Raw genomic sequence first — 23626 nt, 5'->3', positions numbered from 1 at the left:
CCACGAGCAGTACCCCGCGCATCAAAACCTGGAATCACTCTGATGAAAATCCTCCACCCGATCTACTTCCTCGCCCTGGGCCTGTTCGGCGTCTACACCCTTGAGTTCGGCGTGGTCGGTATCCTGCCGATGATCATCGAACGTTTTACCATCAGCGCTTCCCAAGCAGGCCTGCTGGTGGGACTGTTCGCCTTGATCATCGCGGTGTTCGGCCCGGTCATGGTGTTGCTGCTCTCGCGCTTCAACCGCAAACACATGCTCAGTCTGGCGCTGTTCGTGTTCGCCGGTACCAGCGTGCTATCAGCCTACGCCCCGAACGTCGAATCGCTGATGCTGCTGCGTATCATCCCGGCGTTGTTCCACCCCGTGTACTTCTCGCTGGCATTCGTCGCCGCCACCGCGCTGTACCCGCCCGAGGAGTCGACACGGGCCGCGGCCAAAGCGTTTGTCGGCACCAGCATGGGCATGGTTTTGGGAGTGCCGCTGACCACCCTGATCGCCGCGCAGTTTTCCTATGAGACTTCGTTCCTGTTTTGCGCGGCAGTCAACTGCATCGCCGGCCTGGGGATCATTGCGCAATTGCCGGATGCCCCGGGCAAGGCGAACGCGTCCTACAAGGAACAACTGGCGATCCTGCGCAAGTTCCCGCTGTGGCTGAATATCACCGCCTCGACCCTGATCTTTGCCGCGATGTTTTCCGTGTACAGCTACTCGGCCGAGTACCTGGCCAAGGAAGCGGGCATGAGCGCACAGTGGATCAGTATCCTGCTGGTGGTATTCGGCATCGGTGGAGTCGCCGGCAACTTGTATGCCGGCAAGCTGATCGGCCAGAACATGGTGCGTACCACCCTGCTCCATCCGATCCTGCTGGCCGGCGCCTATGGCCTGCTGTACCTGTTCGCCAGTCCATCCCTGCCGGCCATGCTGCTGATCGTGCTGATCTGGGGCGCAACCCATACCAGCGGGCTGATCGTCACGCAGATCTGGCTCACGTCCGAGGCACCGGAGGCACCTGAGTTCGCCACCGGTCTCTACATTTCCTTCATCAATCTGGGCGTGAGTCTCGGTTCCACGACCGGCGGCTGGTTCCTGGCTCGCCTGGGCTTGCGGGGAACCCTGTACAGCGGTTGCCTGTTTGCCGGGCTGGCCGTGCTGATCATCGCGATAAAAGTGCTGTTCTTCAGCGGTGCTGCCAAAAGGGGGGCGCATCCGTCGCAGCAGACTGAGTGACGCATCGCTGCGTGGCCATTGACTGATGGGACTTTCGGACAGCGAGCCACCCACCGGGAGGTGGGCTGGCCTGTTACAGGGCATTGATGGAACTCGGACCAAGGGGGAATCGGTCTGCTTGGGGCGCCTAGATCTGGAAATGCTTGACCAGGGTATTGAGTTCGGTGGCCAGGTGGGCCAGGGACTGCGACGCGGCGGTGGTCTGGTTCGAACCTTCGGAAGACTGGATCGATAACTCGCGGATATTCAGCAGGTTGCGATCCACCGAGCGGGCGACATGGGCCTGTTCGTCGGCGGCGGTGGTGATAACCAGGTTGCGGTTATTGATCTCGTCATTCGCCTCGACGATTTCCGCCAGCGCGGTCTTGGCCGCTTCGGCGAGCTCCAGGGTCTGCCGGGTCATGTTGCTGCTGTTGTGCATGCCACTCACGGCAGTGGCGGTACCGGTCTGGATGCTGCCGATCATCTCTTCGATTTCCCGGGTCGACTGCGCGGTCCGATGGGCCAGGGCCCGTACTTCATCCGCCACCACCGCAAAGCCACGACCGGCCTCACCGGCGCGCGCCGCTTCAATGGCGGCATTGAGCGCCAGCAGGTTGGTCTGCTCGGCGATGGTACGAATCACATCGAGGACCTTGCCGATGCCTTGGGCCTGCGCCGCCAGTCCGCCGATCTGCTCGGAGCTGACCTCGACGCCACGGGTCAGCGCGACAATCGCCGTCACCGCCTCGACCATCCGCTGCTGCCCCTTCAGTGCAATGGTCCGGGACTCCTGGGACAGGTCCGAGGTGGACGAGGCGTTCCTGGCCACCTCTTCAATGGCGCTGGTCATCTCGGTCACCGCGGTGGCGGCCTGTTCGATTTCCCCATGCTGCTGTTGCAGGTCACGACTGCCCTCGGCCGTCACCGCGTTCAACTCTTCGGCCGCCGAGGCCAGTTGGGTCGACGAATGGGTGATCTGCTTGAGGGTGGTGAGCAGGCTGCCCTGCATCACCGCCAGGGCCGCGAGCAAGCGACTGGCTTCGTCGTTGCCGGCCGGATTGATCGGTTGCGTCAGGTCACCCTTGGCGATGGTTTCCGCAACCTGCACCGCCTCGATGATCGGGACGGTAATGCTGCGGGTGAGCAGCCAGGCCACCAGCACGGTGCCGATACCCACCAGCAGAATCACCAGGCCGATGCCCGCCACCGCGCTGTCATAGGTGCTGGCCGACTGTTTGCCGGCCAGCTCCGCGCCCTGGTTGGCATGCTCGATCAGGTCATCGAGGTTCTTGGTCATCTGTTCATAGGATTCACGGATGGTCGAGAGGTAGGTGTTGGCACCGGCCTTGTCCCCCAGCCGCGACAGCCTGAGCAATTCGAGGTGATTCTTGGCATAGGCTTCCAGGCTGCGGTTGAAGGCGTCCAGCCGCCCTTTGTCGTCGCCGCTGGTCAGCAAGCCCGCGTAGATCGACATCTGCTCATGCACGCTTTGCAAGCGCCCGGCCGATTTGTCCTCGTAGACTTTCATGTCCGCGGCACTGGAAGACAGGATGTGGGCCATGGAGCCCAGGCGGTAACGGTCCAGCGACGCATTCGCCGAGGCCAGCACCCGCACCCGCTGCAGCCAGTTGTTCTGGATATCGGCGGCCTGGGCCTGCACGTCGCGAATCTGCTTCAACGCGAACAGCCCCAGGAACACACTGAGCAAGGCGATTGCGGCAAAACCGATAAACGCTCGGGGTGCAATCCGGATATTTCTCAACAACATGGGCGGGATCTCGCATTGAACGGGGACGGAAGACAGCAGGCCGCGGCAGGATAGCAGGCGATCCCGGCCATAAGGTTATCGGCTTGGTTGCGATTTTCTGTAGGTAGGCCTACCAACGGGCACAAAGTAGGAAAAAAACCACAGAATTGATAAGATCGCTCCTTTTCGGTGGCCAGTCATTCCTGCGAGCCGTCGCCCTCTCCAAACCCGAACCGGATCCATTGCATGACAACCAGCCCGCTACAGGCCGCAGAAAAAATTCTCCTGGTGGCTCCCCACCGCCTGGGCGATACCCTGTTCGCAACACCCGGTATCCGCGCGCTGCGCCTTGCAAAACTGCATGCCCGAATAGACGTTGTCACGTTATCAGCCCTGTCCCATGAGCTGCTGTCGCAAAATACCTGCATCGATACACTCTACCGTGCGGAAGAACAGCCTATCGAGCAACTGGCCGCCGGATACGATGTCATCTTGCCCCTGCAAAATATCAACCACGTCGTCGAATACCTGGGAGACATTCCGCGCGTCCTGATGCCCCCGCGTTATGCCGGTGCGTTTCATTATTCGGAAAACTTCTATCGATTCCTGATTCAGCAGATGCCGAACGTGGCGCAATTTCCATTGGGCCCCTATGAGCTCAATACGAATGCCCAGGACGAGTCGCTGGCCGATTTACTGTTGAGCCCCATTCCAGCCGCCCCACAGCCGTTTATCCTGGCCTTGCACATGGGCTGCCATCAGATTTCGAAAAAAGGTCAGCGGATCCTGTACAAGCTGTTTCCTTTCCTGATGACAAAAGATACTCGCAGCTGGTCCTTCAAGCGCTTTGATCAACTGATCCAACGCCTGATAAAAGAGCACCCTGCTGTGCATATCGTACTTACCGGCTCCCCCAGCGAAGCCTTCGCGTCCGACGCGCTGACCGCCAACCCGAACATCCTGAATCTCATCGGCAAAACCAATGTCGGCCAACTCGCGGCGGTGCTCAAGCGCTGTGACTTGCTCCTGACCGGAGATACCGGCCCGATGCATGTGGCCTGTGCAATGGAACGACCGATGGTCCTGCTCTGCGGAAAAACCGATCCGGCGCACACCGGGCCTTATCCCGCAAACACCCATCACAGCATTATTCAAAAAGACGGGATGGACAATATTTCGGTGGACGAGGTCTATCAGGCTGTTGTGCGCTATTTACCGGAGACACCGACGCAACAGGATTCAGCGCCCATCACCTCGGCAGTGGCCTGAGGTTCTGATCGATAACGCAACAAGGGCCTGAAAAGGCCCTTGTCGTTTATATCTCGCTCAGCGCTTGAGTTTGCGCTTGTTGCGATACTGGTCGATGACCACCGCCACCACGATGATCAGTCCCTTGATGATGTCCTGGATATAAGCGTCGACGCCGACAAAGGTGAAGCCGCTGGCCATGACCCCGAGGATCAGCGCGCCAATCACCGTGCCGGTAATGCGCCCCACCCCGCCCGCCAGGCTGGTACCGCCGATCACCGCCGCCGCAATCGCGTCCAGTTCGTAGGACATGCCCATGCCCGCCTGCCCGGTGGCGGCCCGTGCCGAAGCGACCACCCCGGCCAGTCCCGACAAGAGCCCGGCGATGCTGTAGACAATCACCAGATGGCGCTTGACGTTGATCCCGGAAGTACGCGCCGCCTGCATGTTGCCGCCGATGGCGTAGGTGTACTTGCCGTACTTGGTGTAGCGCAGGGCGATATGGAAGATCAGCGCCACCACCAGGAAAATGATCACCGGCATCGCGCCGTGGCCGATGGCCGTATAGGAATCCGAGAGCATGCTCACCGGCTGGCCTTCGGTGTAGTAACGCGCCAGGCCACGGGCCGAGACCATCATGCCGAGGGTGGCAATAAAGGGCGGAATCCCGGTCAAGGCAATGATGCTGCCGTTGATCGCCCCCGCCAGCAGCCCTACCCCGAGTCCGACAATGACCGGGATCCACACCGGCAGGTCGGTCAGCGACGGAAACACCGCCCGGGCGAAGTCCGAGGTCTGCGCCAGGCTCGCGGCGATCATCGCCGAGAGTGCCAGCACCGAGCCCGACGACAGGTCGATGCCGGTGGTGATAATGACCTGGGTGACCCCGATCGCCAGCAGGCCGATGATCGACACCTGCAGGATCATCAGCACCAGCCGCTGGGAGTTCATCAGGAAACTCTGGTCGCGGACGATCCAGCCGAACAGTTCGAAGACCAGGCCGATGCCGATCAGTACCAGGAAGATGCTCAGTTCGGTGGGAAGGCGCCGGCGACTCTTGACCGGCACCGTTGCAGGCTTGTTTTCCAGTATCACGTTCATAACCACTCACCCTTCTATCGCGTTACCGGCGCGGAGCACCGCCGCCGGCCTCTGTTCGTTGAACAACTAGTGAACCGCGGTCATCCCGGAGGCCAGTTGCATGACCCGCTCCTGGGTCGCCTCGCCACGGTCGAGGGTGCCCATCAGCTCGCCCTCGTGCATGACCATCACCCGGTCGCTCATGCCGAGCACTTCCGGCAGTTCCGAGGAAATCATGATCACCGCCATGCCTTCGCTGGCGAGGTAGGCGATCAGCCGGTAGATCTCGGCCTTGGCGCCGACATCGATGCCCCGGGTCGGCTCGTCGAGAATCAGGATCCGCGGGTTGGTCATCAGCCAACGGGCGAGCAAGGCCTTTTGCTGGTTACCTCCAGACAAGGTGTCGATGCACTGCTCCAGCGACGGGGTTTTCACCCGCAGCTTCTTGCACATCTCCTCGCACAGGGCGCGCAAGGCTTTCTGCTGGATAAAGCCGTTGCCGCCGACGTAATGCGGCAGCACGGCCATTTCCATGTTTTCCATGACCGAGAGGCACGGGAACAGGCCACTGAGCTTGCGGTCCTCGGTGAGCAGGGCAAAACCCTTCTCGATCGCCAGGTGCGGGTCGCTGATCCGGACCGGCAGGCCGTCGAGGCGGATTTCCCCGCCATCGCTGGGGGTGATGCCGAACAACGCTTCGGCGACATTGGTCCTGCCCGAGCCCATCAACCCGGCGATGCCGAGGATCTCACCGGCATGCAGGTCGAACGACACCCCTTTGAAGATGCCATCCAGACGCAGGTCGCGCACCGACAGCAGCAGATCGCCGATCGGCTTTTCGCGCACCGGGAACAACTGGCTCAGTTCACGCCCGACCATCATCGAGATCAGGCTGTCGCCGTCCATGCTGTCGGCCCGCTGCAGGCCGATATAGGCACCGTCGCGGAATACCGCCACTTCATCGGCGATGGCGAACACTTCGTTCATTTTGTGGGTGATGTAGATGATGCCCTTACCCTGGGACTTGAGGTCGGCAATGATCGAGAACAGGTGGGCGACTTCCTTGTCGGTGATGGCCGAGGTCGGTTCATCCATGATCAGGATGTCGGAGTCGTAGGACACCGCCTTGGCGATCTCGACCATCTGCCGTTCGGCGATGCTCAGGTTGCCGACATGTTCTTCCGGGTCGAGGTTGATGCGCAGCCGTTCCAGCAGTTTCGCCGTGCAACGGTGCATTTCCCGGTGGTCGATCATATGGAAGCCGTTGAGCTGCTCGCGGCCGATCCAGATGTTCTCGGCGACGCTCATGTGCGGCATCAGGTTGAGTTCCTGGTGGATCATCGCGATCCCGGACTGCAAGGCCGCCAGCGGCGTTTCGAAGACCACCGGCTTGCCGCGCAGGCGCAGCTCACCGGCGTCCGGCTGGTAGATGCCGGCGATGATTTTCATCAGGGTGGATTTGCCGGCACCGTTCTCGCCCATCAGGGCCAGCACCGACCCCGGGCGGACCCGCAGTTGTACATCGGACAGCGCCACTACCCCGGGAAAACCCTTGCTGACGTTGACAATCTCCAGCAGGTACGGCTCATCGACAGGTAGGGCGGTTGGCTGGATACCCACCAGCGGGTTGCTCGAAGCAGTCGCTGAAGCGAACATGATCAGGTACTCCATCAGCAAGGCGGGCAGTGCGACCTTGCTTGTTTATTGTTGTTATTGAACGGACTGACTATTTGAACTGAGCAACGTTTTGCGGAGTGATCAGGCGATACGGCACCCACACCGCCTGTTCGACCGGCTCATGCTTGGCCATCTTCACCGCGGCGTCGAGGGAACCGACCGCCTGGCCCTTGGCATCCTGGAACACCGAGACCGTCATATCGCCTTTTGTCACCGCACGCAGGCCATCGGGGGTACCGTCGACACCGGCAATCAGCACACTACCCTTTTTCACCCCGGCCTGCTCCAGCGCCATGGACGCGCCGATGGCCATCTCGTCGTTGTTGGCGACCACGGCATCGAATTTGCGGCCCTGGGTCAGCCAGTCGTTGACCAGGGTCATGCCTTTGTCCCGCGACCAGGTACCGGTCTGCTCCTGCTCGATCTTGATGTTCGGGTACTTGGCCAGGACGTCCTTGACGCCCTTGGTACGGTTGGTGGTGGAGTTGTTGGCGAGGTCACCGAGGAGGATCACGATGTCGCCCTTGCCGTTCATTTTCTCGGCGAGGTACTGCATCTGCATCTGCCCGGCTTCGAGGTCGTTGGAAGCGACGGTGGTCACGCCCTTGGGCAGGTTCAGATCATCCGGCCGGCGGTTGACGTAGACCAGGGGAATCCCCGCCTTGACCGCCGCGTCAGTGATTTTCTTGGTGGCGGCAGTGTCCACCGGGTTGACGATGATGGCGTCGACCTTCTGGCTGACGAAGCTTTCCACCTGGCTCAGTTGCTTGACCACATCGCCACGGGCGTCTTCGAACTGCAGTTTCACACCGTCGGGCATGGACTTGGCTTTCTGGTCCATGGATTCACGCAGGTAGGTCAGCCAAGTGTCATCGAACTGCGACATGCTCACGCCGATCTTCATGTCGGCGAAGGCGGCACCGCTGGCGAGCATCAGGGACAGGGCAAGGGAAGTGAAACGGATCTTGGTTTTCATGAAAAGTCTTTCTCCACATTCTTGTTGGTTTTATGGATCAAACGTGACTCTTTCAGTGACCGGCAAGCGAACGATCGTCAGCAGTCGACAACCTGAAATTGACTTTATTGGAAAATAATTTCCATATCAATCTGTTTTAGAAATTTATTTTCTTTTTCATCTTTGGGCCTTACTGGCAAAGCTCGCGGGTGACGCGTTCGAGCATCATCCGGTTCGATTCGTCCGGGCGATCCTCCCAGGCGAACACCGATACCGTGGCGATGCCATCGAACTTGATCTCGCGCAGGGTGCCGAAAAACGCCTCCCAGTCGACCTCGCCCTGGCCGATATCCAGGTGCTGGTGCACGGTGGCCGTGACCCCCGGTGGATTGACGATATAACGCAGGCTCGACGAGGCCTTGTGGTTGTAGGTGTCGGCGATGATCAGGTGACTGAGCTTGGAGCCGGCGTACTTGAGCATCGAGGCGATGTCACCTTTGCCGTCGTCATAGAAAAAGGTGTGCGGAGCGGCATAGAGGTAGTTGATCCAGTCGCGGTCGAGGCCACGAATGATGTCGACCGACTCGTTGTTGCGCTCGCAGAAGTCATAGGGGTGCGCCTGGATATCCAGCTTGATGCCTTCGCGTTCGAACTCCGGCATCAACTCGTCCATCGAGCGCATGAACTGGTTTTCACAGACCAGCGGGTTGTCCGACTGTCCGGTGAACTCCGTATTGACCAGCTCGCAGTCCATGTCCACGGCGATCTGGATCGCCCGCTTCCAGTTGCGCACCGCCGCCACCCGCAGGCCTTCGTCGGCGGCGGCCCAGTGATACATCGGCAGCAGCGACGAGAGTTGCACCCCGGTGTCGCTCAGGGCTTTGCGAAACGCCTTGATGCGCGCCCGGTCAACCCGTGGCGCCTTGTAGAACGGCAGGAAATCTTCCCGGGGCGACAGCTCGATATGTTGGTAACCGAGCTCGGCGACCTTGTCGACCATCTTGCCCAGGGGCAAGTTGCGGTACATATAGGGGTCGAGGGCAATACGCATGATGGGTTCTCCTTGCGTTCCCACCCGCGGGGTGGGAACGCTCAATGGCAAGGCCTTAGCCGTAGAAGTGTGGGCGCTCCGGCAGCCCGATGCGGACAATCGCCCCGCTGCCCTGGGCTTCGATGCAGGCATCCGCCGCCACCGCCGCCGCCAGGCCATCCCACGCCGACGGGCCGCCGACCTGGCCGGCGCGCACGCCGTCGATAAACGCCTGCAACTCGACGTCATAGGCGGCAATAAAGCGGTCTTTCCAATCCATCAGGATTGCATTGGACAGCTTGGCGCCGCTGCGCAGTTGCACTTGCGAGGGCTCCGGCAACCTGGCAATGCCGGTTTCGCCGACCACTTCGCACTGGATGTCATAACCGTACTGGCAGTTGACGAAGACCTCGACGTCGATCCGCGTGCCCCGGGCGGTTTCCAGCAGGACGATCTGCGGGTCCTTCAGGTGGGCATGAGCCTTGCTGGTCTTGCGCGGGAACACCACCTGCACCGACACGTAGTCATCGGCCAGCAGCCAGCGCAGCACGTCCAGCTCATGGATCAGGGTGTCGGTGATGGCCATGTCGGTCTTGTAGTTCTCACCCACGGTCGGGTTGCGATGGGCGCAATGCAGCATCAACGGCTCGCCGATCTGACCGCTGTCGATCACCGCCTTGAGGGCCCGGTAACCTTCATCGTAGGGACGCATGAAGCCGACCTGCACCAGGCGCTTGCCATGGGCCACTTCGGCGGCGACGATCTTGCGACAGCCTTCGGCGGTGACCGCCAGCGGCTTCTCGCAGAACACCGGCTTGCCGGCCGCAATCGCCGCCAGCACGAACTCCTCGTGGCTCGGGCCCCAGGACGTGACCAGGATCGCTTCGACTTCCGGCGCCTTGATCAGCGCATGACCGTCCGGGTAGACCTCGGCGGTCAGTTGCAGGTCGGCGACCACCTTGGCCGCCTGTTGCAGGTTGATGTCGGTGACCGCCACCACCTGGCTGTTGAGCAGGGTCTTGCTGCAACGACGAATGTGATCCTGACCTATGGCACCGGTGCCGATGACACCTAGCTTTAAAGACATGGGAAAACTCCTGTTGGCGTATTTGTTGTTCGGTGCAAGGGCTCAGTACTGACGCGCCTTGGCCAGTTGCTCGTTAAGGTTTTTGGCCACGGCATCGGTGCGCGCGCTGGTGGAGACTTGCGCCACGCCGACCCGCCACCAGGACAGGTATTTGTGAATCATGGTCTTGGGCAGGACCTTGATATCGATCAGCGTCGACACCGTCTGCAACCGCGCATCGGCCAGGGCCGCCTGCAACTGCTCGACCGTGTTGACCTTGTAGGTCTTGCAACCGTAGGCCGCCGCGCTCATGGCGAAGTCCACCGGGACAAAGTCGCCGTCGAGCTTGCCGGTGGCCGGATCGCGGAAACGGAACTCGGTGCCGAAGCTGTCCATGCCGTGTTCCATCTGCAGGTTGTTGATGCAGCCGAAGGTCATGTTGTCGAGCAGGATCACGTTGATCTTGCGCCGCTCCTGGATCGAGGTGACCAGCTCCGAATGCAGCATCATGTAGGAGCCGTCGCCGACCAGGGCATAGACCTCCCGCGCCGGTTCCGCGAGTTTCACCCCGAGGGCGGCATTGACCTCGTAGCCCATGCAGGAATAGCCGTACTCGACGTGATAGGTGTTCACGCCCTTGCTGCGCCAGCTGCGTTGCAGGTCGCCGGGCAAGCTGCCGGCCGCCGCGACGATCACCGCGTCATCGGCCAGGGTTTCGTTCAACACGCCGAGCACCCGGCTCTGGGTCAGGCAGGAACCGGTCAGCTCGATAAATTCGCGCAGCACCGCCGGGTCCATGTGGTCGTTGATTTCCGGGACGAAATCCTTGGCCTGGTACTCGACCTGATAGACCCGGTCGACCTCCTCGTCCAACCGGGCCTTGGCCTGGCGTGTTTGCTCGCCCCAGCTGGCGCGGTAATCACCCAGCGCCTCGCCCAACGCCTGCAACGCTGAGCGGGCATCGGCCAGCACCTGCACGCCATCGAGTTTCAGGGCGTCACAGGGGCTGATATTGAGGTTGAGGAACTGCACCTCGGGATGCTGGAACAGCCACTTCGACGCGGTGGTGAAATCCGAGTAGCGGGTACCGATGCCGATGATCAGGTCGGCTTCCTTGGCCAGCAGGTTGGCCGCCAGGCAGCCGGTTTCACCGATGCCGCCGACGTTCAGCGGATGGCTGGAGACCACCGCGCTCTTGCCGGCCTGGGTCTCGGCGAAAGGAATGTCGAAGCGTTCGGCAAAGGCCTGCAACGCCGCATTCGCCCCGGAATACCGAACCCCGCCACCACAGATGATCAGCGGTTTGCGCTTGCCCTTGAGCAGCGCCACGGCGTCGCCGAGCATGGCCTCGGTGGCCGGACGGCGGTCGATGCGGTGCACGCGCTTTTGCAGGAAATAATCGGGGTAGTCATAGGCTTCGGCCTGGACGTCCTGGGGCAAGGCCAGGGTTACCGCGCCGGTTTCCGCAGGATCAGTGAGTACCCGCATGGCGTGGATCGCCGCGCTCATCAACTGTTCCGGACGATTGATGCGGTCCCAGTATTTGCTGACGGCCTTGAAAGCATCATTGGTGCTGATGCTCAGGTCATGGAACTGCTCGATCTGTTGCAGCACCGGGTCCGGCTGGCGACTGGCGTAGACATCGCCGGGCAGCAGCAGCAGGGGAATACGGTTGGCGGTCGCCGTCGCGGCGGCGGTGAGCATATTCGCCGCGCCGGGGCCGACCGACGAGGTGCAGGCGTAGATTTTCCGCCGCAGGTGCTGCTTGGCAAAGCCGATGGCCGCATGGGCCATGCCCTGCTCGTTGCGGCCCTGGTGGACCACCAGGTCGCCGCTGTCCTGCTCCAGTGCCTGGCCAAGGCCGAGCACATTGCCGTGGCCGAAGATGGTGAAGACCCCGACGACAAACTTGCTTTGCACCCCATCGACCTCGACGTACTGGTTGTCGAGGAACTTCACCAGCGCCTGGGCCATGGTCAGTCGGGTCGTGGTCATGCTTGCACCGCCAATGCCTGTTGAAGATGGACCATGCTCGCGCCCAGGGCCTGCTGGATATCCGCCCGCCCATGCACGCTTTCGGCAAAGGGTTCGAACGACAGGTAGCCGTTGTAACCGCTGCTGCGCAAGGCTTCGATCTGCGCCGCGTTGCCGAGGATATCGGCCTCGCCCACCAGCACCCGATGGCCGTCACGGATGGTCGCCAGCGGCGCTTGCGCGTCCTCGACCCCGGAGATATGCACCAGGCCGGTCAGCTCGGGGAAGTATTCCTGTTCGCCGGCCAGGTGATGATGAAAGGTGTCATGCACCAGGCGGAACACATCCAGCCCGCCAATCGCCTTGATCGCCTCCACCGCCGTGCGCTTGCGCCGCAATGCGCACTCTTCGAAACCCAGGGGCTCGATAAAACCGAGAATCCCGTACTCACGCAGAATCGGCGCCAGTTCGCTCAAGGCCGTACGCAACCCGGCGTTGCGTTGTGCTTCCGAGCGTGGATCGTCGCGATCATTGAACGGGCACATCACCAGGCCCTCGGCCCCGCAATCACGGGCATAGGCCGCCAGCGCCAGGGTCTGCGCACGGCGCTCGGCATTCCAGACATCAAAGGGGTACAGGGCGTTGATCGACAGCACCTTGATGCCGTGGGCCGCGCACAACTCGCGGACCCGCACGGCCGGTGTGCCATCTTCGATCTCGACACCCATGAGATCGTTGCGGATCTCGATGGCATCGGCCTTCAGGGCCACCGCCAGTTCAATGAATTGCGGCAGTGACAAACGTGGGGCAACCATACGGTTCAGGGCGAAACGCAGGGGCTGGTTCATTATTCTTGTTCTCCGCGGACAAAGATGAAGATCGCCTACTTGGCGGTGGGCATGCTGAATTCAGGGCCTTTGGCAATGCTGTCCGGCCAGCGCTGCATCACGCTCTTGTACCGGCTGTAGAAACGCAGGCCTTCATCGCCGTAGGCATGGTGGTCGCCGAACAACGAGCGCTTCCAGCCACCGAACGAGTGCCAGGCCATGGGCACGGGGATCGGTACGTTGATGCCGACCATGCCGACCTTGATGCTGCGGGCAAAGGAGCGGGCAATCCCGCCGTCGCTGGTGAAACAGGACACGCCATTGCCGAACTCGTGGGCATTGATCAACGCCACGGCGCTGGCAAAATCCGGAACCCGCACGATCCCCAGCACCGGGCCGAAGATTTCCTGCTGGTAGATGCTCATTTCGGTGGTGACGTTGTCGAACAGCGTGGCGCCGACGAAGAAGCCGTTTTCCGCACCCGGCACCTTGAAGCCGCGACCGTCGACAATCAGCCGCGCGCCCTGGGCCACGCCCTCGCCGATAAAGCCTTCGACCTTGGCCTTGTGTTCGGCGGTCACCAGCGGCCCCATGTCGCTGTCGCCCTGCATGCCGTTGCCGATCTTCAGTTGATCGATACGCGGCAGCAGTCGGGCAATCAGCTCATCGCCGACCTCGCCCACCGCCACGGCAATCGAGATCGCCATGCAGCGCTCGCCGGCCGAACCGTAGGCGGCGCCGATCAAGGCATCGGCGGCCTGGTCGAGGTCGGCGTCGGGCATCACGATCATATGGTTCTTCGCCCCGCCCAGGGCCTGGACCCGCTTGCCCCGCGCCGTGGCCTGCTGGTGGATGTACTCGGCAATCGGCGTCGAGCCGACAAAGGAAATGGCCTCGATATCCGGGTGCTGGAGCAAGGCGTCGACCGCCAGCTTGTCGCCCTGCACCACATTGAATACGCCGTCCGGCAGGCCGGCTTCGGTCAACAGACGGGCCATCAACAGACTGGCCGACGGGTCGCGCTCGGAGGGTTTGAGGATAAAGCAGTTACCGGTGACCAGTGCCAGCGGGATCATCCACAACGGCACCATCACCGGAAAGTTGAACGGCGTGACCCCGGCGCAAACGCCCAGGGGCTGGCGCAGGTTCCAGTTGTCGATGCCACCGCCGATATTGTCGCTGAAATCGGTTTTCAGCAGGTTCGGCGCGCCGCAGGCGTATTCGACGATCTCGATACCCCGGGTGACTTCACCCTTGGCGTCGGAAAACACCTTGCCATGTTCCCGGCAGATGATTTCGGCGAGTTCATCGTGGTGTTTATCCAGCAGTTCCTTGAACTTGAACATCACCCGCGAGCGGCGCAGGGATGACTGCTCGGACCAGGCCGGGAAAGCCTTCAAGGCACTGGCGACGGCGTCATCGATGGTCTGCTGGCTGGCCAGCCCGACCCGCGCCTGCACGCTGCCGGTGGCCGGATTGAAGACATTGCTGAAACGCTCGCTACCGCTGTCGCGCACCTGGCCGTTGATGTAATGGCCTAAAACCGGAGCCTCACTCATTATTTTTATTCTCCATCCGAAAGTTGAAATGCCGCCGGACCTACAGGTCCAGCAACCAGCTGTGCCGTGGGTCGTTATGGAACTGCCAGACGCGCTTGGGGCCGGCCATCACATTCAGGTAATACGACTCGTAGCCGTAGGGCACGCTGACCGGGTGATACCCCTTGGGCACCACCACCAGGTCGCTGTTTTCCACGGCCATGGCCTGGTCGATGGAACGGTCATCGGTGTAGACACGCTGAAAGACGAAGCCCTGGGGCGGATTGACCTGGTGGTAATAGGTCTCTTCGAGAAAGCTCTGGTGCGGCAGGTCGTCGGTGTCGTGCTTGTGCGGCGGGTAGCTCGACGAGTGCCCGGACGGCGTGCGCACTTCCACCACCAGCAGCGAGTGCGCAGGCTCGGTGTCCGGCAGGATGTCGCAGACATAACGGGTGTTGGCGCCTTTGCCGCGCACGCTGCGCTTCATGCTTTGCGGGGTGATCAGCCGTGGGCCATGACCCGCCGCTGTTGAGCCGGGCGCGGCACAGACGGCAATCTGCACATCGCTCAAGGCCACCACCTGGGCCTGGCTGCCGGGCGGCAGGTAGACCGCATAGGGGGACTTATCTTCGAACACCGACTGGCGATCGCCGATATTGTCCCAGTCAAAGGCGCCCTGCCCCGGCGCTTCGCCCTTGATGCTGACCCGACCGCCGAGCAGCACCAGGCACAGCTCCTTATCACCGGCGCTGACTGGCAGGTTTTCCCCCAGGCTCAGGCGATAGGCGGCGAAGCCGACATACTCCAGGGTACCGGCCGGCAACTCGACCAGGGTCCGGCCCTTGGCGTGGCTCTTGACCAGCAGGCTCATTGTCCGGTCCTCCGGTCGAGCAAGCCACGCAAGGTGTCGAAGCCTTTCTTGGCGTAGATATAACTCGGCGCGACAGCCGGATCCTGTTCGGCCTCGACCACCAGCCAACCGTGATAATCGGCGGCCAGCAACACATCCAGCAGCGCGGCAAAGTCGATATCGCCATCGCCGGGCACAGTGAAGGTGCCGTTGACGATGCAGTCCGGGAAACTCCAGAGGTTGTTGCGCGCCAGTTGCACCACCGGTTTGCGCACGTCCTTGAAATGCACGTGGCAGATCCGCCCGATATGTCTGCGCAACACCTCCAGCGGCTCGCCTCCGCCCATGTAGCAATGGCCCGAATCGAACAGCAGGCCGACTTCGTTGCCGGTCAGCGCCATCAACTTGTCGATGTCAGCGGGCGATTCGACGTAGGCGCCCATGTGGTGGTGATAGGCCAGGCGCACACCCCGGGACAGGGTGAAGCGCGCAAGCTCAGTCAGTTTGTCAGCGTATTCCTGCCAGGCCTGTTCGCTGTGAAAACGCGGGCGTTCCACCAGCGCAATGCGCTGGCCTTGAATGGAGTCGGCGACTTCGCCGTAGACCAGCACCTTGGCGCCGTTCTGGGCGAGCAACTCGACATGACTGGCGATGGCGTCGATTTCCTCGGCCGCCGAACGCCGGGCCAGGCGGCTGGAATACCAGCCGGAGACCAGTGCCAGGTCGTACGGCCGCAGTACATCGCCGACGCCCTTGGCGTCCTTGGGAAATTTGCCGTTGAGCTCGAACCCTTCGTAGCCGATGTCCTTGCCTTCGCTCAGGGCGGTGCTCAGCGGTGTCTCGCCGCCGAGGGAAGGCAGGTCGTCGTTACTCCAGGAGATCGGGTTGATGCCAATTCGGATAGCGGGCATGGCTGCACCTTTTATTGTTTTCTATATACCGTTGAAAATCGCACCCGTTGTCGTCAAAGCCTGGTGCCTACAAACCTTTACGCGCCGAACGCCAAGCGTCGATCAGACCGACAAACGTCGCCTGCACCTGCTGGATCAAGGCTTCATCATCGATTTCACCGGCCATCCAGGCCCGGCTGGGCTCCTGGAAAATCGTCCGGCCGACGGCAAAGCCGCGGCAAGTCCGGCTCCGGCTGGCCTGCTGGAAACCTTGCGCCAGGGTCGCGGCCGGCGCGTTCAGGCCCAGCAGGACCACGCCTCGGCAATAGGGATCGCGCTCCTGGATCAGGGCATCGAGTTGTTCCCATTCGGCGGCGCTTTGCGCTTCGATCTTCCACCAGGCCGGGTAGATATCCAGGTTGTACAGGCGCTTGAGGGCGCGATACAGCACATCGGGGTAGGTCGATGGATGATCCTTGGGCGGGATGATCTCCAGCAGCAACTCATGGCCACTGACCTGCGACGCCTGGTACAGCGCCTTGATCTGCGCTTCCTGCTCCAGACGCAGCATCGGCTCGTCATCCGGATGGAATTGCACCAGGCACTTGATGATCTGCTCCTGGGGCCAGGCAATCAGGTTGCTGCCGATGGAGCGGCCCTGCTCGAAGGCCAGCGGCCGGGAACCCTGGACTTCCACCGGACGCGCAACCCACCAGCCACGACCGGTGGCGGCGTTCAACGAGTCCTGGCCAAAGCGCTGATCGGCCAGCAGACCGACGTCCGCCTCGATCCCCTGTTGACGCAGCTCGGCCTCGACCCGCTCCACGGCCTTGATAAACAGCAGCTTGAGCTCACCGATGCTATTGAGGTCACGGCCACCCTTATGGGCCAGTTCCACCAATTGCCCGCGATGGTCAAAGGCAAAGATAAACAGTTGCCGCCAGGCTTTGCGCGGCACACTGACCTGATGCAGGCGTTGCAGGGTCATGTCCTGGTCGGGCCGGGTGATCGGCACCGGGCTGTTGAACAGGTAATCGAGTTCGGCGCGGGTCGGCATCGCCGGGGCGCAGGCATGCCGTGACACCACCAGACCGCCACAGGCATTGGCCAGTTGGCAGCAGCGTTCATCGCTGGCCTCCTCCAGCCAACCGCAGAGGAAGCCCGACATAAAGGCATCGCCGGCGCCCAGCACGTTGAGCACCTCGACCCGTACGCCCGGATAAATGGCACCGTCTTCGAGCCGCGCCGGAATCGGCCCGTGAATCACCGTGCAGCCTTGCGCGCCGAGCTTGACCACCAGGGTCGCGGCGGTCAGCCCGCGCACGGTGCGCAGTGCGGTGAGCAAGTCCTGGCTGCCACCGGCGATCAGGAACTCCTCTTCCGTGCCCACGATCAGGTCGAAGCGTGGAAGGATGGCCTGCACATGTTGGCTGACCTGCTGGTCGGCGACAAAACGGGTTTCGCCGTCGGCCTTGCCGGTCAGCCCCCAGAGCACCGGGCGGTAATCGATATCGAGCACGCGCCGGACGTTGTGTTTTTCCGCGTAGTCCAGGGCCTGGATACTGGCCTTGTAGACCCCGGCGGTGGAGAAGTGAGTGCCGGTGATCAGCAAGGCCTTGCTGGAGGCAACGAAGTCCTCGCGGATGTCTTCGGCGCGCAGGGCCATGTCGGCGCAGTTCTCGCGGTAGAACACCAGCGGGAAGGTTTCGCGGTCCTTGAGACCGAGCAGCACCATGGCGGTCAGACGTTCCGGGTCGACCTTGATACCGCGGGTGTCGCAACCTTCACGGGTCAGGGATTCGACCAGGAAGCGCCCCATATGGTCGTCCCCCACCCGACTCAACATCGCCGACTTCACCCCCAGGCGGGCGGTGCCGAAAGCGATGTTGGCGGAGGACCCGCCGAGGTATTTGGCAAAGCTCGAGACATCCTCCAGTCGCGCCCCGACTTGCTGCGCATAGAGGTCGACGCCAAGGCGCCCGAGGCAGATCAGATCCAATTGACGCCCACTGGCAAAACGAGTCTGGCCCATGCTGGCTCCTGTTATTTTTATCAGCCTGCGTTCGCCGCGATGAAGGCACGAACACTTTTGGTGTGAGGCCAGACTAGAACGTCTCAGGGCGATATTCAATATATTTTCTATTATTTTTTATATGGAATATATTTTCCATTACACTCGAATGGGACGGAGCCTACAAGGTGGATCGTTTCAGCATCGCTCTACCTGACTCCGCACTCAAGATTTTATTGGCGTCGCCCCTGTAGACTAGGCGCAGCTACCCAGCCACAAGCACACACCAGAAGGATTTTCTATGTCCCGCACCGATCAGCCGGCCATGACCGACAGCGCACCCGAGGGCGATATCGCCAGCCCTCCGATCAATGCCGAACGCCTGCTGCAGCTGATCACCGAGGAATACGAAAGCCTGCCACGCCAGCTCAAGCGCATCGCCACCTATATGAGCCAGCAGAGCGACCGGATCATGGTCGACCGCATCAGCGATATCGCCCAGGAATGCGAAGTGCATCCCTCGGCCATCGTGCGTTTTTCCCAGCGTTTCGGTTTCAGCGGTTTCAGTGAAATGCAGGCGTTGTTTCGCCAGGCCTATACCCACAAGACCACACCGGCACAGAACTACCAGCAGCGCATTCGCAGCCTGATCGACAACAAGTCGCAGAAAGCCAGCGCCGCCGACCTGGCGCGCGAATGCATCAATGCCACGCTGTCGGGTATCGAACGGCTGGGCCTGGAACTGGACGACCAGGCATTCGACGCCGCCGTGGACCTGGTGGTGAATGCCGATAACATCTATGTGGTGGGGGTACGTCGCTCATTCGCGGTGGCCGATTACCTGGTCTACAACCTGCAGCACACCAACAAGCGTATTCACCTGGTTTCGGGTCTGGGCGGCAGTTATCGTGAACAGATGCGCAGCGTGCGCGCCAACGACCTGGTGATTGCCATCAGCTTCTCGCCGTACGCCAAGGAAACCCAGCAGTGCCTGCGGATCGCGCAATTGCACCAGGCGAAGACCCTGACCATTACCGACAGCAACCTGTCGCCGCTGGTCAAGCGCGCCAGCACGGCGCTGCTGGTCAATGAGGGCAGCTCGTTCGCCTTCCGTTCCTTGAGCGCGAGCCTGTGCCTGTGCCAGGCGCTGTTTATCGCCGTGGCCTATCGACTGGAATTGAAGGTGGACGGGATTCACGAGCAGGTCGGCTTCGACGACTAGCCCGGCAGCGACCAGGTTGCCTAGTCGTCCAGCTGCAGGTTCTCGGTCATCAACGCCACCATCTCCATCGGGCTGCGGCTGTTGATCACGTTGTAGATCAACTCGCGCTTGCCACGGGGCAGTTTCTTTACACAGCTCTTGGCCGATGCCCGCACGGCTTCATCCGTACCATGGATACGGGCCGCCAGCAGGAGGATGAGGACAGCGTCGGTGAGGGTCATCGAAACGCACTCGAGAAATCAGGACAGCAGTGTATCGGCTGCGCCTGGGTTTTCTCCACTGCGTTTGCGCGCTCTTCACTCGATTGTAGCCTCAGAACCGCAATCTGCTATTTTCCACTCTTTCAAACCTGTCCCGCAGCCTGTGGAGCCTTCAATGACAATCCTTTCGCCATCGGCCGAGCGCAAGCCTGACCCGCAAGCGGTCTATAGCCCCATCACCAGCAGCGCGATATTCATCGTCGCCACCTTGGCCCCCGGTAGCGAGGCGGCCGAGAAGGTGCGCGGCTGGTGCGAAGATGTCGCAGCCCTGACGCGGTCCGTCGGCAAGCGTGTGCCCGCCGGCAATCTGTCCTGTGTCTGCGGTTTTGGCTCCAGCGCCTGGGACCGTTTGTTCGGCGGCCCACGCCCGGCCTCGCTGCACGCCTTTCGCGAGATGGGCGTCGAGGGCCGGCGAGCGGTGGCGACACCCGGCGATATCCTGCTGCATATCCGCGCCGATCAGATGGACCTGTGTTTCGAGTTGGCGACACAATTGCTCACCCGTCTTGGTGATGCGATCACGGTGGTCGATGAAGTCCAGGGCTTTCGTTATTTCGATATGCGCAGCATGGTCGGCTTTGTCGACGGCACGGAAAACCCGGCCGGTCACGAGGCGGTCGACTTCACCATGGTCGGCGATGAAGACCCGGCGTTTACCAACGGCAGTTATGTGCTGGTGCAAAAGTACCTGCACAATATGACGGCGTGGAACGGACTGACCGTCGAGGCGCAGGAACGTATTATCGGCCGCACCAAACTGTCCGATATCGAACTCGACGAGTCGGTCAAGCCGAGCTGCTCCCACAGTTCACTGACCACCCTCGACGAAGGCGGCCAGGAAGTGAAGATCCTGCGCGACAATATGCCCTTCGGCCGGCCCGGCGCGGGCGAATTCGGCACCTATTTCATCGGCTACGCACGCTCCCCCGCCCCCGTGGAGCAGATGCTCGAGAACATGTTCGTCGGCAGGCCCGCGGGCAACTATGATCGCCTGCTGGATTTCAGCACTGCGGTCACCGGCTGCCTGTTCTTCGTGCCTTCCGCTGATCTGCTGGAGGAGCTGGCTGAGCGCAAGCCGTAGGCCATCCCCACAGCGTTCTATAAGCAAGCGCCATCATCCGCCTCCGACTGAAAAATTCTCTGCTATGGTTTGAAAAGCGTTACAACAATCACGACGCAAGGCATCTCAAGCCAAGCAGTTCACGGAGAGATCATGAAAGGAAAACTACGCGCTTCCCCCAAGAAACTACTATCCCTCGCAGCCTTGATGGTTTTTTCCATAAGTGCTGAAGCACACGACGTGGGTTTCGGTATTGGGGTCAGTTATATATTCGGTGAGGGGCCGGCTGTTGGAATCAAGGCATTTTCGGATAATCAAGAGAACAGGGGGGTAGGAGCCGTGGGTGTGGATTACGTATTCTCCAATCACTCCATTCGACCTAATATCGGCGTGGCCTACCAGGGCGACGGCTACTTTGGCGATGCGAATATCGGCTATTCGTTCAGCGAACAGAAAATCGACTTCGGCACAGGCTTAGGCTGGTCCAATGCCGATGATCACCATAAAAAATCGGTGCCACCGCCACCCGCTCCGGCGCCCCTGACTTAAACCGTCGATTTTATTCCGTTAAAACACCCGCTGCTGGCATTCGACCAGCGGCGCACTTACCTTCTACACTCTTCGGAGCTTGACGTGTCGGGGCTGCGCGCATGCCTCAACAAGCACCAGCAGACATGATTCAGCGAGACTGAAGACACCCGATTACCGTGTTTCCAGCGAGTCCGCAAAAATCAGCTCTACCGTTATCCCATTCGGGTCCTCAACGAACACTTGATGCTCCAACAGCTCGGGTACCACGCGTTCGCTGAAGTGCAAACCCAGGCTGAGCAGACGCTGCCGATGCCCCTGCAAATCACTGCAGCGGAACGCGACGTGATCAAGCGCACCCGAGCCCGCTGCAACGGCGCGGGTTCCAAGATAGGCGTCAAGCTCCGCGCCACAGCTTTCCAGGTTGGCGATATGCAACAGTGGGCGGCCCGCCGAGTAGAGCCAACTGCCCGGGAATGGGAATGCAGGACGCCAGCCCTCCTCGAGCCCAATGGCATCGCGAAAGAACGCCACCGTTTCCTCGACCTTGGCGGTACGCAGCGTGAAGTGATCGAGATGTTGAATCGTCATGCTCGGCACCCTCTTGATCGTTTGATAGCGACTTCGTTCATGGATGTTCTCATCACTGCGCCCTTCATAACGCCCCCAGTTGCTTCATCAACGTCAGGTTGTCTTCGATATGCCAGTTCGCGGCGATCTTGCCGTTTTCAATCTGGTAGATATCGGTGGCAATGAAGTCCACGGTTTGACCGCGGCCTTTGGTCTCGCCAAAGGTGCCGGTGAAGTGTCCGCGAAAATGCAGGTGAGCCACCACCCGGTCGCCGGCGATGATCATTTGCTCGACCTCGCAACGGAGGTCAGGCACCGCGCCACGAAACGCCCGGGAGGCCAGCAAGGGCCCCTCCGGCCCCTGCTTGCGGCCGGCAGGCGGGGTCTTGTCGATAAAACTGCTCGCCAGCGCTTCACGGGCGAAGGTTTCGTCGCCGCTATTCCAGAACGTGTCATAACGGCGGGCGGCGGTTTCCATGATCTTCAGTTGCGCAGGCGCAAGACTCTTGTCTACGACCAGGACGCCGGGCTTCACCAACTCCACGGGCGCGGCAGATACGGCACCCGACAGTGCCAGGGCGAAGAACACGGCCGCGACGCGGAAACGAAACAGGTTGGAACGTTGTTGCATGATCAGGATTCCTTGATAAAGGGTAAACACGCGAGACCGTGACGATTCAGTCCCTCACGCGCTCGCCAACGGGAGGCGTTTTTTTGTGCCTGTATCAGGCAATAGCGTCGTTGTACGCCGGCCACGCGGGATAGTCCGAGTAACCGCGCTCGTCACCGCCGAACAGCGTGTCGCCGGCAAACTCGGCCAGGGGGAGATTTTCCAGCAGGCGTCTTGGCAGGTCAGGGTTGGCAACAAAAGGACGGCCAAAGGCGACCAGATCGGCGTACCCCTTGTCGATGACCCAATTGGCCCGTTTCAGATCGTACTTGCCGGCAACGATGATGGGCCGTTGGAAACGCGCCCGGATATCGGCCCGGAACGCTTCGGTGAACTGCGGCGCGTCTTCCCAATCGGCTTCGACCAGATGCAGGTAGGCAATGCCCAGCGTTTGCAGGAACGCAGTGGCCTCAAGGATCGTCGGCAGAATATCGGGGCAGTCCATACCGCGTGCGGTCAGGAAGGGAGCCAGGCGAATGGCTGTGCGTTCAGCCCCCACTTCCTCTGCAACGGCACTGACCACTTCCTTGAGGAAACGCAGCCTGTTCTCCCGCGAGCCGCCGTATTCATCGGTTCGGGTATTGGCGGTAGTGCGCAGAAACTGGTCGACGAGGTAGCCGTTCGCACCGTGAATCTCGACACCGTCGAAGCCCGCGTCCATGGCGTTGCGCGCGGCGATGCGGAAGTCGTTGACGATGCCGTGGATTTCTTCTTTGGCCAACGCACGCGGTGTCGGGCAATCCACCATCTCGCCCAGACCAGTCGCAGGATTCACCTTCCAGATCTTGGCTTCGAAGGGAACCGCCGAAGGCGCCACCGGCAACTCGCCGTTGTGGAAATCGGGATGGGATATCCGGCCGACATGCCAAAGCTGCAGAAAGATGCGCCCACCCGCGGCATGTACGGCATCGGTGATCAAGCGCCATCCGGCCACCTGCTCCTGGCTATGAATCCCCGGAGTAAAGGAGTAGCCCTTGCCTTGCGGCGAGATCTGCGCCGCCTCCGAGACGATCAGGGCCGCCGACGCCCGCTGTGCATAGTAACGGGCGTTCAGCGCATTGGGGATGTCACCCGGCTGGGTGCTGCGGGCGCGTGTCATCGGCGCCATCACGACGCGGTGAAGGACGGATTGTTCGCCTACAAGTGTCGGTGTGAACAGGGCTGAGTCAGCAGTCATGGCAAGGCTCCAAACAAGGGATGGGATGAACAGA

Annotated in this window: 21 protein-coding genes and 1 pseudogene; 5 read left to right on the top strand and 17 right to left on the bottom strand. The window is 61.3% G+C overall.

Going from position 1 to position 23626, the window contains the following annotated elements; translation table 11 throughout:
* Positions 1-42: 42 nt before the first annotated feature.
* Complete coding sequence (locus tag HX830_RS18735) at positions 43-1230, top strand: MFS transporter (RefSeq protein WP_152741405.1); 1188 nt, start codon at positions 43-45, stop codon at positions 1228-1230.
* A 127-nt stretch (positions 1231-1357) separates the two neighbouring features.
* Here the strand turns inward: HX830_RS18735 and HX830_RS32550 are convergent, their stop codons facing one another.
* Together HX830_RS32550 and HX830_RS32545 are read right to left on the bottom strand one after the other, a co-directional pair.
* Complete coding sequence (locus HX830_RS32550; protein WP_370868296.1) at positions 1358-2221, bottom strand: methyl-accepting chemotaxis protein; 864 nt, start codon at positions 2219-2221, stop codon at positions 1358-1360.
* Positions 2216-2980 (bottom strand): annotated as a pseudogene (locus tag HX830_RS32545) (MCP four helix bundle domain-containing protein); the annotation flags it as partial. The gene HX830_RS32550 and the pseudogene HX830_RS32545, both read right to left, overlap by 6 nt.
* Positions 2981-3205: 225 nt before the next feature.
* Between HX830_RS32545 and HX830_RS18725 the strand changes: the two are divergent.
* Positions 3206-4228, top strand: coding sequence for a glycosyltransferase family 9 protein (locus HX830_RS18725; RefSeq protein WP_177101807.1), 1023 nt, complete (start codon positions 3206-3208; stop codon positions 4226-4228).
* A gap of 57 nt (positions 4229-4285) precedes the next feature.
* On the opposite strand, the gene HX830_RS18720 is transcribed toward HX830_RS18725, so the two are convergent.
* The 11 genes from HX830_RS18720 to HX830_RS18670 form a co-directional block, all read right to left on the bottom strand.
* Positions 4286-5308 carry an ABC transporter permease gene (locus tag HX830_RS18720; protein WP_100941611.1) on the bottom strand — a complete coding sequence of 341 codons (1023 nt, stop codon included), beginning with the start codon at positions 5306-5308 and terminating at the stop codon, positions 4286-4288.
* 66 nt (positions 5309-5374) lie between these two features.
* Positions 5375-6943: a sugar ABC transporter ATP-binding protein gene (locus HX830_RS18715; RefSeq protein ID WP_177101805.1), complete on the bottom strand. Its 1569-nt coding sequence runs from the start codon at positions 6941-6943 to the stop codon at positions 5375-5377.
* Positions 6944-7013: 70 nt separating this feature from the next.
* The gene (locus HX830_RS18710) at positions 7014-7940 is read right to left on the bottom strand and encodes a sugar ABC transporter substrate-binding protein (RefSeq protein ID WP_152741408.1); all 927 of its coding nucleotides are present in this window, start codon (positions 7938-7940) and stop codon (positions 7014-7016) included.
* A 169-nt stretch (positions 7941-8109) separates the two neighbouring features.
* On the bottom strand, positions 8110-8970 hold the full coding sequence (locus HX830_RS18705) for a sugar phosphate isomerase/epimerase family protein (RefSeq protein ID WP_177101803.1): 861 nt from the start codon (positions 8968-8970) through the stop codon (positions 8110-8112).
* A gap of 55 nt (positions 8971-9025) precedes the next feature.
* Positions 9026-10036: a Gfo/Idh/MocA family protein gene (locus HX830_RS18700; protein ID WP_152741409.1), complete on the bottom strand. Its 1011-nt coding sequence runs from the start codon at positions 10034-10036 to the stop codon at positions 9026-9028.
* Positions 10037-10078: 42 nt separating this feature from the next.
* Complete coding sequence (gene iolD / locus HX830_RS18695; RefSeq protein WP_177101801.1) at positions 10079-12010, bottom strand: 3D-(3,5/4)-trihydroxycyclohexane-1,2-dione acylhydrolase (decyclizing); 1932 nt, start codon at positions 12008-12010, stop codon at positions 10079-10081.
* Positions 12007-12837 (bottom strand): TIM barrel protein, encoded by an 831-nt coding sequence (locus tag HX830_RS18690; RefSeq protein ID WP_103498321.1) that lies wholly within the window; start codon positions 12835-12837, stop codon positions 12007-12009. The genes iolD and HX830_RS18690 overlap by 4 nt, the downstream gene beginning before the upstream one ends.
* A gap of 35 nt (positions 12838-12872) precedes the next feature.
* Positions 12873-14375 carry a CoA-acylating methylmalonate-semialdehyde dehydrogenase gene (locus tag HX830_RS18685; protein ID WP_152741412.1) on the bottom strand — a complete coding sequence of 501 codons (1503 nt, stop codon included), beginning with the start codon at positions 14373-14375 and terminating at the stop codon, positions 12873-12875.
* A gap of 40 nt (positions 14376-14415) precedes the next feature.
* Positions 14416-15225, bottom strand: a complete 810-nt coding sequence (iolB, locus tag HX830_RS18680) for a 5-deoxy-glucuronate isomerase (protein WP_152741413.1) — start codon at positions 15223-15225, stop codon at positions 14416-14418.
* Positions 15222-16115, bottom strand: a complete 894-nt coding sequence (gene iolE, locus HX830_RS18675) for a myo-inosose-2 dehydratase (protein ID WP_152741414.1) — start codon at positions 16113-16115, stop codon at positions 15222-15224. The genes iolB and iolE overlap by 4 nt, the downstream gene beginning before the upstream one ends.
* Before the next feature lie 67 nt (positions 16116-16182).
* Positions 16183-18126: a bifunctional 5-dehydro-2-deoxygluconokinase/5-dehydro-2-deoxyphosphogluconate aldolase gene (locus HX830_RS18670; RefSeq protein WP_152741415.1), complete on the bottom strand. Its 1944-nt coding sequence runs from the start codon at positions 18124-18126 to the stop codon at positions 16183-16185.
* A gap of 280 nt (positions 18127-18406) precedes the next feature.
* Between HX830_RS18670 and HX830_RS18665 the strand changes: the two genes are divergently transcribed.
* Positions 18407-19327, top strand: a complete 921-nt coding sequence (locus tag HX830_RS18665) for a MurR/RpiR family transcriptional regulator (protein WP_100941621.1) — start codon at positions 18407-18409, stop codon at positions 19325-19327.
* Positions 19328-19347: 20 nt separating this feature from the next.
* On the opposite strand, the gene HX830_RS18660 is transcribed toward HX830_RS18665, so the two are convergent.
* On the bottom strand, positions 19348-19548 hold the full coding sequence (locus tag HX830_RS18660; RefSeq protein ID WP_152741416.1) for a DUF7740 domain-containing protein: 201 nt from the start codon (positions 19546-19548) through the stop codon (positions 19348-19350).
* A 154-nt stretch (positions 19549-19702) separates the two neighbouring features.
* Here HX830_RS18660 and HX830_RS18655 point away from each other — a divergent pair, with 154 nt between their 5' ends.
* Together HX830_RS18655 and HX830_RS18650 are read left to right on the top strand one after the other, a co-directional pair.
* Positions 19703-20668 carry a Dyp-type peroxidase gene (locus HX830_RS18655; RefSeq protein ID WP_152741417.1) on the top strand — a complete coding sequence of 322 codons (966 nt, stop codon included), beginning with the start codon at positions 19703-19705 and terminating at the stop codon, positions 20666-20668.
* A gap of 132 nt (positions 20669-20800) precedes the next feature.
* On the top strand, positions 20801-21196 hold the full coding sequence (locus tag HX830_RS18650) for a hypothetical protein (protein ID WP_152741418.1): 396 nt from the start codon (positions 20801-20803) through the stop codon (positions 21194-21196).
* A gap of 153 nt (positions 21197-21349) precedes the next feature.
* On the opposite strand, the gene HX830_RS18645 is transcribed toward HX830_RS18650, so the two are convergent.
* The 3 genes from HX830_RS18645 to HX830_RS18635 form a co-directional block, all read right to left on the bottom strand.
* Positions 21350-21766 carry a VOC family protein gene (locus HX830_RS18645; RefSeq protein WP_177101799.1) on the bottom strand — a complete coding sequence of 139 codons (417 nt, stop codon included), beginning with the start codon at positions 21764-21766 and terminating at the stop codon, positions 21350-21352.
* Between the two features lie 64 nt (positions 21767-21830).
* Entirely contained in the window at positions 21831-22376 is a 546-nt protein-coding gene (locus HX830_RS18640) for an ester cyclase (RefSeq protein WP_152741420.1), read from the bottom strand.
* A 94-nt stretch (positions 22377-22470) separates the two neighbouring features.
* Positions 22471-23592, bottom strand: coding sequence for an alkene reductase (locus tag HX830_RS18635; RefSeq protein ID WP_152741421.1), 1122 nt, complete (start codon positions 23590-23592; stop codon positions 22471-22473).
* Positions 23593-23626 lie beyond the last annotated feature (34 nt).

Origin of the sequence: Pseudomonas gingeri (assembly GCF_013385425.1) — a bacterium.
Classification (GTDB): domain Bacteria; phylum Pseudomonadota; class Gammaproteobacteria; order Pseudomonadales; family Pseudomonadaceae; genus Aquipseudomonas; species Aquipseudomonas gingeri_D.
Note: the sequence above shows the minus strand (reverse complement) of the source record. Positions and strands in the feature narration are given on the sequence as shown.

Bases quoted from the DNA above. Each gene is read 5' to 3' on its own strand.
- HX830_RS18705 (WP_177101803.1), bottom strand. From the start codon at position 8,970: ATGCGTATTGCCCTCGACCCCTATATGTACCGCAACTTGCCCCTGGGC.
- HX830_RS32550 (WP_370868296.1), bottom strand. From the start codon at position 2,221: ATGCAGGGCAGCCTGCTCACCACCCTCAAGCAGATCACCCATTCGTCG.
- HX830_RS18725 (WP_177101807.1), top strand. From the start codon at position 3,206: ATGACAACCAGCCCGCTACAGGCCGCAGAAAAAATTCTCCTGGTGGCT.
- HX830_RS18665 (WP_100941621.1), top strand. From the start codon at position 18,407: ATGTCCCGCACCGATCAGCCGGCCATGACCGACAGCGCACCCGAGGGC.
- HX830_RS18660 (WP_152741416.1), bottom strand. From the start codon at position 19,548: ATGACCCTCACCGACGCTGTCCTCATCCTCCTGCTGGCGGCCCGTATC.
- HX830_RS18735 (WP_152741405.1), top strand. From the start codon at position 43: ATGAAAATCCTCCACCCGATCTACTTCCTCGCCCTGGGCCTGTTCGGC.
- HX830_RS18700 (WP_152741409.1), bottom strand. From the start codon at position 10,036: ATGTCTTTAAAGCTAGGTGTCATCGGCACCGGTGCCATAGGTCAGGAT.
- HX830_RS18650 (WP_152741418.1), top strand. From the start codon at position 20,801: ATGAAAGGAAAACTACGCGCTTCCCCCAAGAAACTACTATCCCTCGCA.
- HX830_RS18720 (WP_100941611.1), bottom strand. From the start codon at position 5,308: ATGAACGTGATACTGGAAAACAAGCCTGCAACGGTGCCGGTCAAGAGT.
- HX830_RS18715 (WP_177101805.1), bottom strand. From the start codon at position 6,943: ATGTTCGCTTCAGCGACTGCTTCGAGCAACCCGCTGGTGGGTATCCAG.
- iolB (WP_152741413.1), bottom strand. From the start codon at position 15,225: ATGAGCCTGCTGGTCAAGAGCCACGCCAAGGGCCGGACCCTGGTCGAG.
- iolD (WP_177101801.1), bottom strand. From the start codon at position 12,010: ATGACCACGACCCGACTGACCATGGCCCAGGCGCTGGTGAAGTTCCTC.
- HX830_RS18655 (WP_152741417.1), top strand. From the start codon at position 19,703: ATGACAATCCTTTCGCCATCGGCCGAGCGCAAGCCTGACCCGCAAGCG.
- HX830_RS18710 (WP_152741408.1), bottom strand. From the start codon at position 7,940: ATGAAAACCAAGATCCGTTTCACTTCCCTTGCCCTGTCCCTGATGCTC.
- HX830_RS18640 (WP_152741420.1), bottom strand. From the start codon at position 22,376: ATGCAACAACGTTCCAACCTGTTTCGTTTCCGCGTCGCGGCCGTGTTC.
- HX830_RS18635 (WP_152741421.1), bottom strand. From the start codon at position 23,592: ATGACTGCTGACTCAGCCCTGTTCACACCGACACTTGTAGGCGAACAA.
- iolE (WP_152741414.1), bottom strand. From the start codon at position 16,115: ATGCCCGCTATCCGAATTGGCATCAACCCGATCTCCTGGAGTAACGAC.
- HX830_RS18670 (WP_152741415.1), bottom strand. From the start codon at position 18,126: ATGGGCCAGACTCGTTTTGCCAGTGGGCGTCAATTGGATCTGATCTGC.
- HX830_RS18685 (WP_152741412.1), bottom strand. From the start codon at position 14,375: ATGAGTGAGGCTCCGGTTTTAGGCCATTACATCAACGGCCAGGTGCGC.
- HX830_RS18690 (WP_103498321.1), bottom strand. From the start codon at position 12,837: ATGAACCAGCCCCTGCGTTTCGCCCTGAACCGTATGGTTGCCCCACGT.
- HX830_RS18645 (WP_177101799.1), bottom strand. From the start codon at position 21,766: ATGACGATTCAACATCTCGATCACTTCACGCTGCGTACCGCCAAGGTC.